This window comes from Microbispora sp. KK1-11, assembly GCF_006874435.1.
Lineage (GTDB): Bacteria > Actinomycetota > Actinomycetes > Streptosporangiales > Streptosporangiaceae > Microbispora > Microbispora catharanthi.
In genome coordinates, this window is the sequence record NZ_VIRJ01000003.1 from 37,119 (window position 1) to 51,396 (window position 14,278).

The 14,278-nt window shown below is 72.9% G+C and carries 12 protein-coding genes; 7 read left to right on the forward strand and 5 right to left on the reverse strand.

The features are described from left to right. Positions 1 to 18: 18 nt before the first annotated feature. Together FLW16_RS05625 and FLW16_RS05630 are read right to left on the reverse strand one after the other, a co-directional pair. On the reverse strand, positions 19 to 1,602 hold the full coding sequence (locus FLW16_RS05625) for an FAD-dependent oxidoreductase (protein ID WP_142558336.1): 1,584 nt from the start codon (positions 1,600 to 1,602) through the stop codon (positions 19 to 21). 98 nt (positions 1,603 to 1,700) lie between these two features. Next, positions 1,701 to 2,879, reverse strand: a complete 1,179-nt coding sequence (locus FLW16_RS05630; protein ID WP_142558338.1) for a DUF6986 family protein — start codon at positions 2,877 to 2,879, stop codon at positions 1,701 to 1,703. 198 nt (positions 2,880 to 3,077) lie between these two features. On the opposite strand from FLW16_RS05630, the gene FLW16_RS05635 reads away from it, so the two are divergent. Further along, positions 3,078 to 3,722, forward strand: coding sequence for an NYN domain-containing protein (locus FLW16_RS05635; RefSeq protein WP_185949267.1), 645 nt, complete (start codon positions 3,078 to 3,080; stop codon positions 3,720 to 3,722). Between the two features lie 27 nt (positions 3,723 to 3,749). Here FLW16_RS05635 and FLW16_RS05640 read toward each other — a convergent pair whose 3' ends face one another. Further along, positions 3,750 to 5,072, reverse strand: coding sequence for an FAD-dependent oxidoreductase (locus FLW16_RS05640; RefSeq protein WP_142558342.1), 1,323 nt, complete (start codon positions 5,070 to 5,072; stop codon positions 3,750 to 3,752). Between the two features lie 223 nt (positions 5,073 to 5,295). Here FLW16_RS05640 and FLW16_RS43430 point away from each other — a divergent pair, with 223 nt between their 5' ends. Together FLW16_RS43430 and FLW16_RS05650 are read left to right on the forward strand one after the other, a co-directional pair. Then, positions 5,296 to 5,826: a hypothetical protein gene (locus tag FLW16_RS43430; protein WP_185949268.1), complete on the forward strand. Its 531-nt coding sequence runs from the start codon at positions 5,296 to 5,298 to the stop codon at positions 5,824 to 5,826. Between the two features lie 187 nt (positions 5,827 to 6,013). Then, complete coding sequence (locus tag FLW16_RS05650; RefSeq protein WP_185949269.1) at positions 6,014 to 7,756, forward strand: proline--tRNA ligase; 1,743 nt, start codon at positions 6,014 to 6,016, stop codon at positions 7,754 to 7,756. A gap of 121 nt (positions 7,757 to 7,877) precedes the next feature. Here FLW16_RS05650 and FLW16_RS05655 read toward each other — a convergent pair whose 3' ends face one another. Both FLW16_RS05655 and FLW16_RS05660 read right to left on the reverse strand, forming a co-directional pair. Beyond that, on the reverse strand, positions 7,878 to 8,471 hold the full coding sequence (locus tag FLW16_RS05655) for a ferritin-like domain-containing protein (RefSeq protein WP_142558344.1): 594 nt from the start codon (positions 8,469 to 8,471) through the stop codon (positions 7,878 to 7,880). After that, complete coding sequence (locus tag FLW16_RS05660; RefSeq protein WP_142558346.1) at positions 8,464 to 8,991, reverse strand: hypothetical protein; 528 nt, start codon at positions 8,989 to 8,991, stop codon at positions 8,464 to 8,466. The genes FLW16_RS05655 and FLW16_RS05660 overlap by 8 nt, the downstream gene beginning before the upstream one ends. Positions 8,992 to 9,166: 175 nt before the next feature. Between FLW16_RS05660 and rimP the strand changes: the two genes are divergently transcribed. The 4 genes from rimP to infB all read left to right on the forward strand — a co-directional run bounded on the left by rimP (position 9,167) and on the right by infB (position 14,261). Beyond that, on the forward strand, positions 9,167 to 9,694 hold the full coding sequence (gene rimP / locus FLW16_RS05665; RefSeq protein WP_142558348.1) for a ribosome maturation factor RimP: 528 nt from the start codon (positions 9,167 to 9,169) through the stop codon (positions 9,692 to 9,694). A 23-nt stretch (positions 9,695 to 9,717) separates the two neighbouring features. Continuing rightward, positions 9,718 to 10,707 (forward strand): transcription termination factor NusA, encoded by a 990-nt coding sequence (gene nusA / locus FLW16_RS05670; RefSeq protein ID WP_221890920.1) that lies wholly within the window; start codon positions 9,718 to 9,720, stop codon positions 10,705 to 10,707. After that, positions 10,691 to 10,993, forward strand: a complete 303-nt coding sequence (locus FLW16_RS05675; RefSeq protein ID WP_142558352.1) for a YlxR family protein — start codon at positions 10,691 to 10,693, stop codon at positions 10,991 to 10,993. Before nusA ends, FLW16_RS05675 begins: the two co-directional genes overlap by 17 nt. Positions 10,994 to 11,180: 187 nt before the next feature. Further along, positions 11,181 to 14,261 carry a translation initiation factor IF-2 gene (infB, locus tag FLW16_RS05680; protein WP_142558354.1) on the forward strand — a complete coding sequence of 1,027 codons (3,081 nt, stop codon included), beginning with the start codon at positions 11,181 to 11,183 and terminating at the stop codon, positions 14,259 to 14,261. Positions 14,262 to 14,278: the final 17 nt, after the last annotated feature.

The following is a 14,278-nucleotide window of genomic DNA, read 5'->3' on the forward strand; positions in this document are numbered from 1 at the left end:
CGGTTGTGACAGCACGGCTCAGGCGCGGCGGCGGGCGACCAGGACGGCGTCGCGGATGGTGACCTCGACGCCGTCCGGGTCCACCGCCGTGCGCGGCCGGGCCTCGGCCGCAGTGACCTCCCACTCGGCCGGATCGAGCGACGCCGCGACCTCCTCGGCCGTGAACATCATCTGCGGGAAGTGCATCCGCCGGGCCTTGGTCAGCAGGTCCGACGGGTGGTGCCCGACGATCAGCAGGGTGCCGCCAGGAGCCACCGAGGCGGCCAGCCGGGCGAACAGCGTCCGCCTGGCCTCGCCCGGCAGGTGCATGTACTGCGCCGACACCAGGTCGTACGCGCCCTCGGGAAGGGCGTGGTCGCGCAGGTCCGCGCGCACCCACTCGGTGCGGTCCGCGACGCCCGCGTCGGCGGCGTGGGCGGCGGCCCGCTCCAGCGCCGTGGCGGAGATGTCGGCTCCCGTCACCCGCCAGCCCCTTGTGGCGAGCCAGACGGCGTCGGCGCCCTCGCCGCTGCCGACGTCGAGGGCCCGGCCCGGGGGCAGCTGTTCGGCCTCGGCGACGAGCTGCGGGTTCGGGCGGCCGCTCCAGATCGCCGGGCGGGAGCGGTAGCGCTCCTCCCAGGCCGCCTCCTCGAACAGCGTGCGCACCTCGTGCCGGTAGGCGCCGACGGCCTCCCGGGTCTCCTCGGCGATGAGATCCATGTTGATCGCCGCGCCGGCGGCCAGGCCCGCCGCGGCGGACGCGATCACCACGGCGCGCACGTCCGTCACGTTCCCCGCCACCCAGACACCGGGCACGGCGGTCGCCCCGGTCGGATCCGCGGGGATCCGGGTGCCTGCCACGTGACCGCCGAGCTCCACCTCGACCGGCTTGAGCCCGAGCGATTCCAGCACCCCGGACCGGGCGGTGAGCGGCGCGCCGACGACGAGCGCGTCGAGCGCGACGACCTCGCCGGAGGCAAGCCGCACCCCGGTGAGCGCGTCGCCGCTCACCTCGATCTCCGTGACCGGGCCGTCGGCGACGGGGATCCTGCGCGCGGCGAGCCGCTCGGCGTCCTCCTCGGACGGCGCGGGGTAGTGGTGGGCCAGGACCACCACGTCCTCGCTCCACTGCCGCCACAGAAGGGCCTGCTCGACGGCGAGCGGCCCGGTGGCCAGCACGCCGATGCGCCGGTCGCGGACCTCCCACCCGTGGCAGTACGGGCAGTGCAGCACGTCGCGGCCCCAGCGCTCGGCCAGGCCCGGCACGTCGGGCAACTCGTCCACGGCCCCGGTCGCCACCAGCAGGCGGCGGGCCAGGACGGCCCGGCCGTCGTCCAGCGTCACGAGGAAGTCGTCGCCCTCCCGCGTCGCGGTCTCGGCCCGCCCGGCGACGACCTCGCCGCCGTAGCCGATCACTTCCTCGCGCCCGGCCGCCCGCAACTCGGCGGGCGGCGTGCCGTCCCGGCCGAGGTAGTTGTGCATGTGCGCGGCCGGTGCGTTGCGCGGCTCTCCGGCGTCCACCACCAGCACCGACCGCCGTGCCCGCGCCAGCGCCAGGGCGCCGCTGAGCCCCGCGGCGCCGCCGCCCACCACGACCACGTCGTACTTCTTCTTCTCGTCCACCCGTGTCTCCTGCGTCGACGTCCGCTTCAGATGTCTGCCGTCGAACAGTGCGGCACAGGCGGCGGGAGCGGCAAGCAATCTTGCCGATACGGCAAACCTCAGCAGAGGGCGCGGTCGGCCCGGGCCAGGGCGGCGACCAACGTCTTGATCGTCGCGGGCTCGTCCAGCACGCCTCCCGCGGCCTCGCGGCGTTCCTGCCAGGCGCGCACCCGGTCGGCGTACTTCTCGTAGCAGGCGAGGTGGAAGGCGTACACGGTCGTGAAGCGGCTGACGAGGTGCGAGGGGTGCATGTCCCAGCCCTGGTAGAAGCCGTGCGCCAGCGAGTGCGACACCAGCGCCGAGTGCCTGCGCAGCAGGGCGTGCACGTCGGCCGCCGCGTCCGAGGCCGGGGCCGCGGCCAGCGAGCCGTCCGACAGCTCCACTCCCGTCCCCGACAGCGCCGTCTGCATGACGTGCCGCGCGTGGTCGCAGGCGGGGTGGTCGAGCCGCTGCTCGTCCGGCGGCAGCCCGAGCGCGGCCGTGTAGTCGAACACCCCGAAGTGGGCGGCCGCCAGCCGGCCGCCCAGCGAGGGCACCAGGTCGGCCGACCGCTGGAGCATGAGCACGGTCTGCGGGGCCTCCACCTGCATCTCGAAGCGCAGCGTGCCCGCGGGCAGGCGCAACGCGCGCTCCAGCGCCTCCAGGCAGCCGGCGAACTGGCGCAGGTAGTCCTCCATCAGGACCTTGGGGAAGGTCACCGTGAACCCGTCAGGGAGCCTGCCGGCCCGCCGTACGACCCCGGTCAGGAACCCGTCCAGCGTGCGCACCGAGCGCAGGGGGTCGCCGTCGGCGAACGACTTCACCCGCAGCCCCCACCTGCGGGGCAGCGTGCCCGCCTCGTGCATCGCGGCCACGGCCGCCGCCGCCGACTCGGCGTGCCGGTCCTCCTCCTCCGGGGAGCGCCCGCCGTATCCGTCCTCGAAGTCGATCCGCAGGTCCTCGATCGGCTCGGCGTGCAGCTTCCTGCGTACGCGGTCGTGCACGGGCTGGGCCAGCTCGGGGTCGAGCTCGAACAGCGCGGCCAGCTCGGCGGGGGTGAACAGGAGCCGGTGGAGGAGGTCGGTCGCGGCGTGCCGCCACTGCTGGACGATCTCCGCCGTCATCCGGTCCGCGGGCACGTACACCGTGTGCACCGGCTGCCACGCGGGTTCCCGTACGGGAAACCTGGCGAGCTGCTCGCGATGGGCGCCGGCGAAGCCGTCGAGCAGCCCGTCCACGCCGGTCAGCGTCGTCTCCATGGGGACGATCCTCGCAGAGTCCCGCCACGGTGAGGGCAATCACGCAACGTCGCTGCATGACGACGCAGCGTTGGCTATCCTTTTCCTCGAACAGCCGATCGAACAGGTGAGCGAAAAAGAAACGGCCCCCTGTCGGGGGCCGTAGAGCCCGGGGACGTAACCTCGGGCGCGGTGACTCCATGTTAGGAGATGATGGCGGTGCGCGACAACCCCGTTCCTCACGTCGTGCGTGTCGGGGTCTACGTCGACGGGTTCAACCTCTACTACGGACTGCGCTCCCTGCGGGGACGCCGCTATCTCTGGCTCGATCTCCACGCACTGGCGCGCCGGCTGCTGCGGCCCGGGCAGACACTGACGGCCGTCCGCTACTTCAGCGCGCACGTGCGCGGCGAACCGGCCGCGCTGCTGCGCCAGAAGACCTACCTCGCGGTCTTGGAGAGCCTGGGGGTCGAGGTGGTGCTCGGGCGTTTCCAGGAGCAGCGGCCCTCCTGCCGGGCCTGTGGCGTCTCCTGGCGAACCTACGAGGAGAAGCAGTCCGACGTCGCCCTGGCCGCCGCCATGGTCGGCGACGTCGCGCTCGACCTGGTCGACACGGTGCTGCTGCTGTCGGCGGACTCCGACCTGTGCGCGGCCATCGAGGCGGTGCGCGAGGTGGACGCCCGGCGCGGCGGCAAGACCCGGGTCGTCACCGTCTTCCCGCCCGGCAGGCGCTCGGACGGCCTGCGCCTCACGAGCGACGCCTGGTTTCCCCTCGGCGAGGCGCTCATCAGGCAGTCGCAGCTGCCCGACCACGTGCCGGGGCGCGACGGCGCGCGCTACCACCGGCCGGCCCACTGGTCCTGACCACGACACCCCTGAGGACGCGATCCGTCAGGACGCGCCCCCCGGCCGGGCGAGCCGGCCGCACGCGCCCAGCATCGCGTCCCTGCCCACCAGCTTCACCCGCTCGCCCCTCCTCAGACTGCCGGCCAGCGAGGCCTCCGCGGCCTCGATCGCGAGCCAGTCCTCGTACGTCACCGGGCTCAGCCCGCGCGCGGCGAGCAGGTCGTCCAGCCGGGCGGTCGCGATTCCCGGCACCGCCTCGGCGAGCAGCGTGCGCACGGTCTCGGCGGCGTCGGACTTGTTGGTCCCGATCACGCCCGTCGGCCCCCGCTTGAGCCAGCCCGCGACGTACTGCCGGTCCGCCGCCTTGCCGGCGACGTTCGGCACCGTCATCGACCCCGGGTCGAACGGCACCCCGGGCAGCGCCACGCTCTGGTAGCCCACCGAGCGCATCACCATGTCCGCCGGGATCGTCTCGAAGTCGCCGGTCCCGACCACCCGCCCGTTCTCCAGCCGGGTCCGCTCCAGCCGTACGCCCTCGACCCGGGACACGCCGAGGATCTCCACGGGGCGCAGCCAGAAGCGCACCTCCAGGCGGCGGGGCCGGTCGGCCGGCTTGCGCTCCGACCACGACCGCAGGACGTCCACGTTGCCTTTGACCTGGCGCGACAGCGTGGTCAGGTCGGCGACCGCGATCTCGTCGGGGAAGGTGAGGACGTCGGCGTTCAGCAGCTCGCCGAGCTCGCGCAGCTCCTTCAGGGTGAACTTCGCGTGCTCCGGGCCGCGCCTGCCGACCATGTGGATCCGCTTCACCTTGGAGGCGGCCAGCCGGTCGAGCACCTCCTCGGGCACGTCGGTGCCGCGCAGCTCGTCGGCCGTCTTGGCCATGATCCGCACCACGTCCACGGCGACGTTGCCGACGCCGATGACGACGACCTCCTCCGCGTCGAGGGAGAAGGCGTCCGGCGGGACGTCGGGATGGCCGCAGTACCAGTTGACGAAGTCGGTCGCCGCGACGCTGCCCGGCAGGTCCTCGCCCGGGACGCCGAGGTGCCTGTCGACCATCGCCCCCGTGCAGTAGACGACGGCGTCGTAGCAGGACAGCAGGTCGTCCACCGAGAGGTCCGCGCCCAGCTCGACGCCGCCCAGGAAACGCACCCCCGGAGTCTCCAGCACCCTTCGCAGGTAGCCGGCGATCGACTTGATCGACGTGTGGTCGGGGGCCACGCCGTACCGGACGAGCCCGTACGGCGTCGGCAGGCGTTCGAGGACGTCCACCTCGACGGGGTCGTGCGACTGTTTGACCAGTGCCTCGGCCGTGTAGATGCCGGCCGGGCCCGACCCGACGATCGCGACGCGCAGTGTCACCATGGCCTCCAGCAGCGGCGGACGCTCCTATCAGTGATTCTTTATCACCGCCGGTCCCGCTGCCAGTGGAACGCCGTGCCGTGCACCGGATTGTCATCCGTGTTGTGATGGTTCGCGGGGTTGCGGCGACCATGCGGCCACGATCAAAGTGATGGCCGTGGGCAGTGGGGCTAAAAGACGGGGAAACCCGCGGACGAGAAGGCCGGGCGGTGGCACCCTCCCTGACATGAGGGGACTCCGCGGGGGGCGGGACGAGTCCGGGGCCTCACCGGCCACGGCGTACGGCCCGCAGAACGGTCAGGACGACGGCGACGCGCCGTCGCCGCACGGCTCGGGGCAGGACGGGCTCAGGTACGAGGCGCTGGGGCGGGTCATGGCCGCCTTATCGGGTGAGGCGGAGACGCTGGAGGCCTGCCGCGACCTCACGTGGTGGCGGGGCACCGACCGCTCCTGGCACATCGAGTGGCGCGACGGCCCGTACGCCGCCGAGGTGGCGGCGCTGCTCCTGGAACGGATCGGCGAGCCGGGTCCGGACGCCGTGCGGGCGGCGCCCTCGGGCCCGGCGACCACGTCGACGGCGATGCTGAACGTGATGGGCGTCACCTTCGTGCTGCGGGCCATCGACCCGTTCGGCATGGAGCGGCTGCGTACCAGGCCCGGCCTGTGGCGGCTGTCGGCGGCGCTGGACGGCCCGGCGGGCCCCGTCGGCACGGGCGGGCGGTCCCGTCAGCACTGGGAGGAACTGCTCGGCGGCTGACATCGGCGGGCCGATATCGGCTCGCCCGTCGTTTACGTGAGGCGGTGGGGCCCCCGGAGTCGATAGCCTTGGGAGCACATCGTCTTCGTCTCGTCTCTCCGGTCGTCTCCGAGGGTCCGCGAGGAGATCCGCATCGCGCTTCCGAGGAGGCACCGCGGACGAGACCTCTCACGAGCAAGGAGTAGCCGTGCTGCTGCGTATGTCGACCCTGTTCCTGCGCACCCTGCGTGAGGATCCGGCGGACGCGGAAGTGCCGAGCCACAAGCTGCTCGTCCGCGCCGGGTACATCCGCCGCGTCGCGCCGGGCATCTACTCCTGGCTGCCGCTCGGCAAGATCGTGCTGGAGAACGTCGCGCGGGTCGTGCGCGAGGAGATGGACCGGATGGGCGCGCAGGAGGTGCTGTTCCCCGCGCTGCTGCCCCGGGACTTCTACGAGCCCACGGGCCGCTGGACCGAGTACGGCGACACGCTGTTCCGGCTGAAGGACCGCAAGGGCGCCGACTACCTCCTCGGGCCGACCCACGAGGAGATGTTCACCGACATGGTGAAGGGGGAGTACTCCTCTTACAAGGACTATCCCGTCACCCTGTACCAGATCCAGACCAAATACCGCGACGAGGCCCGGCCCCGGGCGGGCATCCTGCGGGGCCGCGAGTTCGTCATGAAGGACTCCTACTCCTTCGACCTCGACGACGACGGCCTGAAGCGGTCCTACGAGATGCACCGCGAGGCGTACATCCGCATCTTCGAGCGTCTCGGCATCGACTACCGGATCTGCTTCGCGATGTCGGGAGCGATGGGCGGGTCGGCCTCCGAGGAGTTCCTCGCCCCCTGCCCGACCGGTGAGGACACCTTCGTGGCCTGCCACAACTGCGGCTACGCGGCCAACGCCGAGGCCGTCGTCACGCCCGCGCCGCCCGCCGTCACCGCCGCGCAGCCGCCCATGAAGGTGCTCGACACGCCCGACACCCCGACGATCGAGTCGCTCGTCTCGTACGTCAACGAGCACCACGGCCTCGGCATCACCGCCGCCGACACGCTGAAGAACCTCGTCGTCAAGGTCCGCACGCCGGGCTCCGACGAGATCAAGACGGTGATCGTCGGCGTGCCCGGCGACCGCGAGGTCGACTTCAAGCGCCTGGAGGCGGCGCTCTCGCCCGGCGTGCCCGAGATCTTCGAGGCCGAGGACTTCGCCCGCCACCCGGGCCTGGTGCGCGGCTACATCGGCCCGCAGGTGCTCAGGGACCTGGGGATCACCTACCTGGTCGACCCGCGCGTGGTGGACGGCTCGGCCTGGGTCACGGGCGCCAACGAGCCGGGCAAGCACGCCGCGCACGTGGTCGCGGGCCGCGACTTCCAGCCCGACGGCACGATCGAGGCCGCCGAGGTGCGGGCGGGCGACTCCTGCCCCCGCTGCGCGCACCCGCTGTCGATCGACCGGGGCATCGAGATCGGTCACATCTTCCAGCTCGGCCGCAAGTACGCCGACGCCGCCCAGCTCGACGCGCTCGGGCCCGACGGCAAGCCCATCCGCATCACCATGGGCTCGTACGGCGTCGGCGTGTCCCGGGCGGTGGCCGTGCTCGCCGAGCAGCGCCACGACGAGCTGGGCCTGGTGTGGCCCAGGGAGGTGGCGCCCGCCGACGTGCACATCGTCGGCACCGGCAAGGAGAACCAGATCGAGGTCGCGAGCACGCTCGCCGAGACCCTCGAGGCGCGGGGGCTGCGGGTGCTCGTGGACGACCGTCCCGGTGTGTCGCCCGGCGTCAAGTTCAAGGACTCAGAGCTGCTCGGCCTGCCCACCGTGCTGATCGTCGGCCGGGGCCTGGCCAACGGCGTGGTCGAGCTGCGCGACCGGGTCACGGGGACCAAGGAGGAGATCCCGCTGGACGAGGCCGTCGAGCGGGTGCTGGCCGCCTGCCGGGCCTGATCACCGGACACACGGCGCCGCCGTCCCCTCCCGGGGGCGGCGGCGCCGCCTTTGGCGGGAGCCCGGGAGCCGCTCCTTGTGCGGGAGCCGCTCGTGGCCGTGCGCCGTGGCCCGTCGCCGCCTACTGGCCGTCCGCCGCGGACGGCTCCGGCTGGGCCTCCTCGGAACCGGACGTCCCCGCGGGCCCCTCCGATCCGGATACGTCCGGCGCGGGGGTCTCGGCCCCCTGGGCGGGGACGGCGACGTCGAAGTCGGCGCCGCCTCGGCCCATGCCCGGGAACGGGTCGCCGATCTTCGGCTGCCAGCCGTACGCCCGGGTCGCGCACTCCTGCGCGGCCAGCGCGGCGATCCGGCGCAGCGCCGGGTCGCGGTCGGCGGCGAGCTCCAGGTAGGCGGTGGTCACCCGCTGCTCCACCAGCACGGCCAGGCGCACCGCGTCGGCCGGTCTGCGCACCTCGAAGGGCAGGCGGTAGGTGGGGCCGGGCTCGGCGGGCGTGCCGCCCCGCTGCGTGATGAGCGTGCGGAGCTGGTCGCGCCGCGCCCGGTGGGCGTCGAACCCCGCGGTGGCGCGCCTGAGCAGCGCGCCGCTCGTCTTCCCGCCGATCACCCCGTACGCGTACACGGCGGCGTGCTCGGCGGACAGGGCCCGGCCGAGCGCGTCGCCGGCCGGTGCCCCGGCCGGCGTCCGGGTGGGCTCGGTCGCGCTCTCAGTCACGCACCCTCCCCAGGGCGACGACGTGGACGGCCTCGCACGCGCCGATGCTCGCCAGGAGCTGGGAGAGCGCGGGGGAGGCCGTGGCCATCTGCGCCGGTCGCGCCGACGCCGCGCGCCGCTCGGCGTCCCTGAGCGCCCCGACGGAGATTGCGGACGGGCTCTCCGACGGGGACACGGTGGGCGAGGCGGGCGGCGGCGCGGGGCTCGCGGGGAACGTTCCCGTGCCGCCCCCGGCGGGCAGGAGCGCGCGCAGGGCCTGCAGATGGGCCGCGTGACGCTGGCGGAACGGCTCCAGCACGGCGGCCCGGCCCGGCAGGGCGGCGGCCGCGCGCCCGTAGAGCGACACCAGTTGCTCCTTGCCCGCGATCAGCGAGGTGAGCAGCATGGTCTGCGGATCCGGAGGGGCCGGCGCGGCGGGTTTCCGCGGGGCCGAGGAGCAGCCGGCCGCGGCCAGACCGGCCACGGCGGCGGAGCCCAGCAACGCGCGTCTCGTCACCTGTGCCCCGCCGCTGTGTCTCACGACACAGCATCGTACGGCGCGCCGCCCACTGGTCATCGCCCGTGGAGCGTGATGATCGTGCACGTGTCGGACCGCCGCTCGGGTGTGGCGCTGTTTCCACCTCCCGGTGTCGATAGGCTGTTGGCACATCGGGCTAGGCACACGGTCACAGCCACACGGTCATTGGGAGGTCGGCATGGGCAGCGACGCTCGACGCGACCGCCTGGTTGAGCTGCTCGGCCCGGTGGTCGCCGCCGAGGGATTCGACCTGGAGGACGTCACGGTCACACCGGCGGGTCGCCGGCGGCTGGTGCGCGTCGTGGTGGACCGGGACGGCGGCGTGAGCCTGGACGACGTGGCCGACGTGAGCCAGTCCGTCTCCAAGCGGCTGGACGAGGTGGACGTCCTCGGCGGCAGCCCGTACGTCCTGGAGGTCACCTCTCCCGGAGTCGACAGGCCGCTCACCGAGCCGCGCCACTGGCGCCGGGCGCGCGGGCGGCTGGTGAAGGCGGAGCTGCGTGACGGCACCTCCGCGGAGGGCCGCGTGACCGAGGCCGACGAGACCGGTGTGGAGTTGGACGGCGCGCGCCGCATCGCGTACGGCGATCTGGTGCGCGGCCGGGTGCAGGTCGAGTTCAACCGGCGCGACGCCGGGCTCGACGACGAACTTGATGAGGACCTCGATGTCGACGAAGACATCGACGACGCCGACGACGAGGGCTAGGGGGGAGCCTTGTGGACATTGACATGAGCGTCCTGCGCAGCCTGGAGCGGGAGAAGGACATCTCCTTCGACCTGGTCGTCAAGGCGATCGAGGACGCATTGCTCATCGCGTACTTCCGCACGGAGGGCGCGGCGCAGAAGGCGCGGGCCGAGCTGGACCGCGACACGGGCCATGTGATCATCTGGGCCGCGGAGCTGGACGAGAGCGGCGAGGTCGTGCGGGAGTACGACGACACCCCGTCCAACTTCAGCCGGATCGCCGCCACCACGGCCAAGCAGGTGATCCTCCAGCAGTTGCGCGACGCCGAGGACGAGGTCAACTTCGGCGAGTTCGCCAGCCGCGAGGGCGAGCTGGTCGCGGGCGTCATCCAGCAGGGCAAGGACCCGCGGGTGGTGCTGGTCGACCTCGGCAAGATCGAGGCGGTCCTGCCGCACAACGAGCAGGTCCCGGGCGAGGAGTACGCGCACGGCGAGCGCATCCGCTGCTACGTGGTGCAGGTGAAGAAGGGCCCCAAGGGTCCCTCCGTCACCCTCTCGCGCACGCACCCCAACCTCGTGAAGAAGCTCTTCGCGCTGGAGGTGCCGGAGATCGCCGACGGCACGGTGGAGATCGCGGCCATCGCCCGCGAGGCCGGCCACCGCACGAAGATCGCGGTGAGGTCGCGCAAGCCCGGCGTGAACGCCAAGGGCGCCTGCATCGGCCCGATGGGCTCGCGCGTGCGCAACGTCATGACGGAACTGCACGGCGAGAAGATCGACATCATCGACTGGTCGGAGGATCCGGCCGAGTTCGTCGGGAATGCCCTGTCGCCCGCGCGTGTTTCCCGTGTCGAGGTGGTCGACGCCGACAACCGCACCGCGCGTGTGATCGTGCCCGACTACCAGTTGTCCCTGGCGATCGGCAAGGAGGGCCAGAACGCCCGCCTCGCCAACCGCCTCACGGGCTGGCGGATCGACATCCGGCCGGACACCGAGCAGGCACCTGCTGATCCCGCTGATGCGTCGGCAAGGTAAGCTGGAATATGGTTGCCAGGCAGCCCCGCTGAGAACGTGTGTGGGCTGCCGGGTTCGCACGGTAAAGTCCGAGTTGCTCCGCCTGGTCGTGGTCGAGGGCGTGATCGTCCCCGACACGCGAGGACGGCTCCCGGGACGTGGTGCCTCGTTGCACCCGTCCCCGCGCTGTCTGGAGCTCGCAGAGCGCCGCCGGGCGTTCCCACGCGCGTTCCGCGCGGAGGGATCGCTTGACACGTCGCTCTTGCAAGCTCACTTGGAGGGGTTGACGCCGGGGCGGTCCGGGTGAATGGTTACCGCTGGCCCTCGGTATCGGCTCCGGGAGCCAGGGCACGACGAAATTGTCATGTAGGACGCCGAGTTGATGGGCGGAGTCAGATTGCTATGAGCGCCTGATGAGCACGCGGCGATGAGTACGTTCAGGTAGCGACGGTCCGGCGGCACTGCGAGCCTCCCGGGCCGAGTTAGGGAGTGCAGTGGCGAAGGTCCGGGTATACGAGCTCGCCAAGGAGTTCGGGGTCGAGAGCAAGGTCGTCATGGCCAAGCTCACCGAAATGGGCGAGTTCGTAAGGTCGGCGTCCTCGACAATCGAGGCGCCGGTCGTCCGCAAACTGACCGAGGCGTTCAAGGGTGACGCCTCCAAGGGCGGGGGTAGGCCCGCCCGTCCGGCGCAGCCGAAGCCTGCGCCGAGGCCGGCAGAGAGCCAGGCCAACGGGGGCGCCCCACAGGCGCCCGTTTCCCAGTCCACCGGCGCGGTGGCCAAGCCGGGCCCGAAGCCCGGTCCGCGGCCCGCTCCGCGTCCGGTTCCGATGCCTCACCCGCCGGTGTCACAGCCGGACGCGGCGCGCCCCGAGGCCGCCCGTCCGCAGGCGCCTCGCCCGGAGGGCCCGCGTCCCGCGGCCGCCGGCTCGAGGCCGGGTGGCCCCGGCGCCGGTGCGCCCAAGCCGGGCCCCAGGCCGGCTCCGGCTCCGCGCCCGGGTGGCGCACCCGCCGGTCCCGGCGCGCCCACCGGTGGCGCTCCGCGTCCCGGCGCGCCCAAGCCGGGCCCGCGTGGCCCGCGTCCGGGCAACAACCCGTTCTCCTCGACCGCGAGCGGCATGGGCCAGCGCCCCGCGCGGCCCGGCGGCCGTGACGGTGGTCGTCCCGACCGCGGGGACCGTCCCGAGCGTGGCGACGGCGCCCCCCGCGAGCCGCGTCGTGACGGCGCGCGCGACGGCGCCATGCCGCGTCCGCCTGGCGCGCGTTCCGGCGCTCCGGGCGCGGGCGGCCCGCGTCCCGGACCCGCGGGTCCGCGTCCCGGGCCGGGCATGGGCGGTCCGCGTCCCGGCCCCGGCGCGGGTGGTCCGCGTCCCGGTGGTCCGCGGCCGAACCCGATGATGATGCCGCAGGGTCGTCCGGCCGCGCCGGGCGGCGGTGGCCCGCGTCCCGGCGGCGGCGGTCGTCCCGGTGGTCCCGGCGGCGGTGGCCGTCCGGGTGGCGGCGGCGGTCGTCCCGGTGGGGGCTTCGGCGGTCCGCGTCCCGGCGCCACGGGTGCCGGTCGTCCCGGTGGTCCCGGCGGCGGTCCGGGCGGTGGCGGCGGCGGTTTCGCCGGCCGTCCGGGTGGCGGCGGCGGCCGTGGCCGCGGTGGCGGCACGGCGGGCGCGTTCGGGCGTCCGGGTGGCCGTCCGACCCGTGGCCGCAAGTCCAAGCGCCAGAGGCGCCAGGAGTTCGACAACATGCAGGCCCCGTCGATCGGCGGCGTGCAGGCTCCGCGTGGCGGCGGCCAGACCATCCGCCTCCCGCGCGGCGCGTCCCTGTCGGACTTCGCCGACCGGATCGGCGCCAACCCCGCCTCGCTCGTGCAGATCATGCTGCACCTCGGCGAGATGGTGACGGCGACCCAGTCGGTCAACGAGGAGACGCTGCAGCTTCTCGGCGCCGAGCTGGACTACGACGTCCAGGTCGTCAGCCCGGAGGAGGAGGACCGCGAGCTCCTCGAGTCCTTCAAGATCGAGTTCGGTGAGGACGAGGGTGACGAGGGCGACCTCGCGCCGCGTCCGCCGGTCGTGACCGTCATGGGTCACGTCGACCACGGTAAGACGAAGCTGCTCGACGCGATCCGCCACACCAACGTGGTGGCCCGCGAGGCCGGCGGCATCACCCAGCACATCGGCGCCTACCAGGTGGCGACGACGCACGAGGGCGAGCACCGGAAGATCACCTTCATCGACACCCCGGGTCACGAGGCGTTCACCGCCATGCGTGCCCGTGGTGCGCAGGCCACCGACATCGCGGTGCTGGTGGTCGCGGCCGACGACGGTGTGAAGCCGCAGACCATCGAGGCGCTGAACCACGCCCAGGCGGCGAACGTCCCGGTCGTGGTGGCGGTCAACAAGATCGACAAGGAGGGCGCGGACCCGACCAAGGTGCGGGCCCAGCTCACCGAGTACGGCCTGGTGGCCGAGGAGTTCGGTGGCTCCACCCTGTTCGTGGACATCTCCGCCAAGCAGGGCGTCGGCATCGACAACCTGCTCGAGGCCATCCTGCTGACCGCGGACGCCGAGCTCGACCTGCGGGCCAACCCGGAGATGGACGCTCAGGGCCTCGCGATCGAGGCGCACCTCGACAAGGGCCGCGGCCCGGTCGCGACCGTGCTCGTGCAGCGCGGCACGCTGCGGGTGGGCGACTCGATCGTCTGTGGTGAGGCGTTCGGCCGCGTCCGCGCCATGCTGGACGACAACGGCGAGACGGTCGACGAGGCCGACCCGTCGCGTCCGGTCCTGGTCCTCGGTCTGACGGCCGTCCCGCGCGCCGGTGACAACTTCATCGTCGTCACCGACGACCGCATGGCCCGCCAGATCGCCCAGCAGCGGGCGGCCAGGCAGCGGATCGCCGACATGGCCAAGTCCGGCCGCCGGCGCACTCTCGAGGAGCTGTTCAAGGACCTCGAGAAGGGCCAGGTCGACGAGCTCAAGCTCATCATCAAGGGTGACGTCTCCGGTTCCGTCGAGGCCCTGGAAGACGCGCTGCTCAAGATCGACGTCGGCGAGGAGGTGCGCCTGCGGGTGCTCCACCGCGCGGTCGGCGCCATCACCGAGCACGACGTCAACCTGGCGATGGGCGACGACAACGCCGTCATCATCGGCTTCAACGTGCGTCCCGAGGTGCGGGCGCGCGACCTGGCCGAGCGCGAGGGCGTGGACATCCGGTACTACTCGGTCATCTACCAGGCGATCGAGGAGATCGAGGCGGCCCTCAAGGGCATGCTCAAGCCGGAGTTCGAGGAGGTCAGGACCGGCACCGCCGAGATCCGCGAGGTCTTCAAGGTCCCGCGGATCGGCAACGTCGCCGGTTCGATCGTCCGCTCGGGCGTGATCACCCGCAACAGCAAGGCCCGGCTCATCCGCGACGGTGTCGTGGTGGCCGACAACCTCACCGTCTCGTCGCTTCGCCGCTTCAAGGACGACGCGACCGAGGTCCGCGAGGGCTTCGAGTGCGGTATCGGTATCGGCTACAGCGACATCAAGATCGAGGACGTCATCGAGACGTTCGAGATGCAGGAGAAGCCGCGCGTCTGACGCTCCGTCCCGCCGCC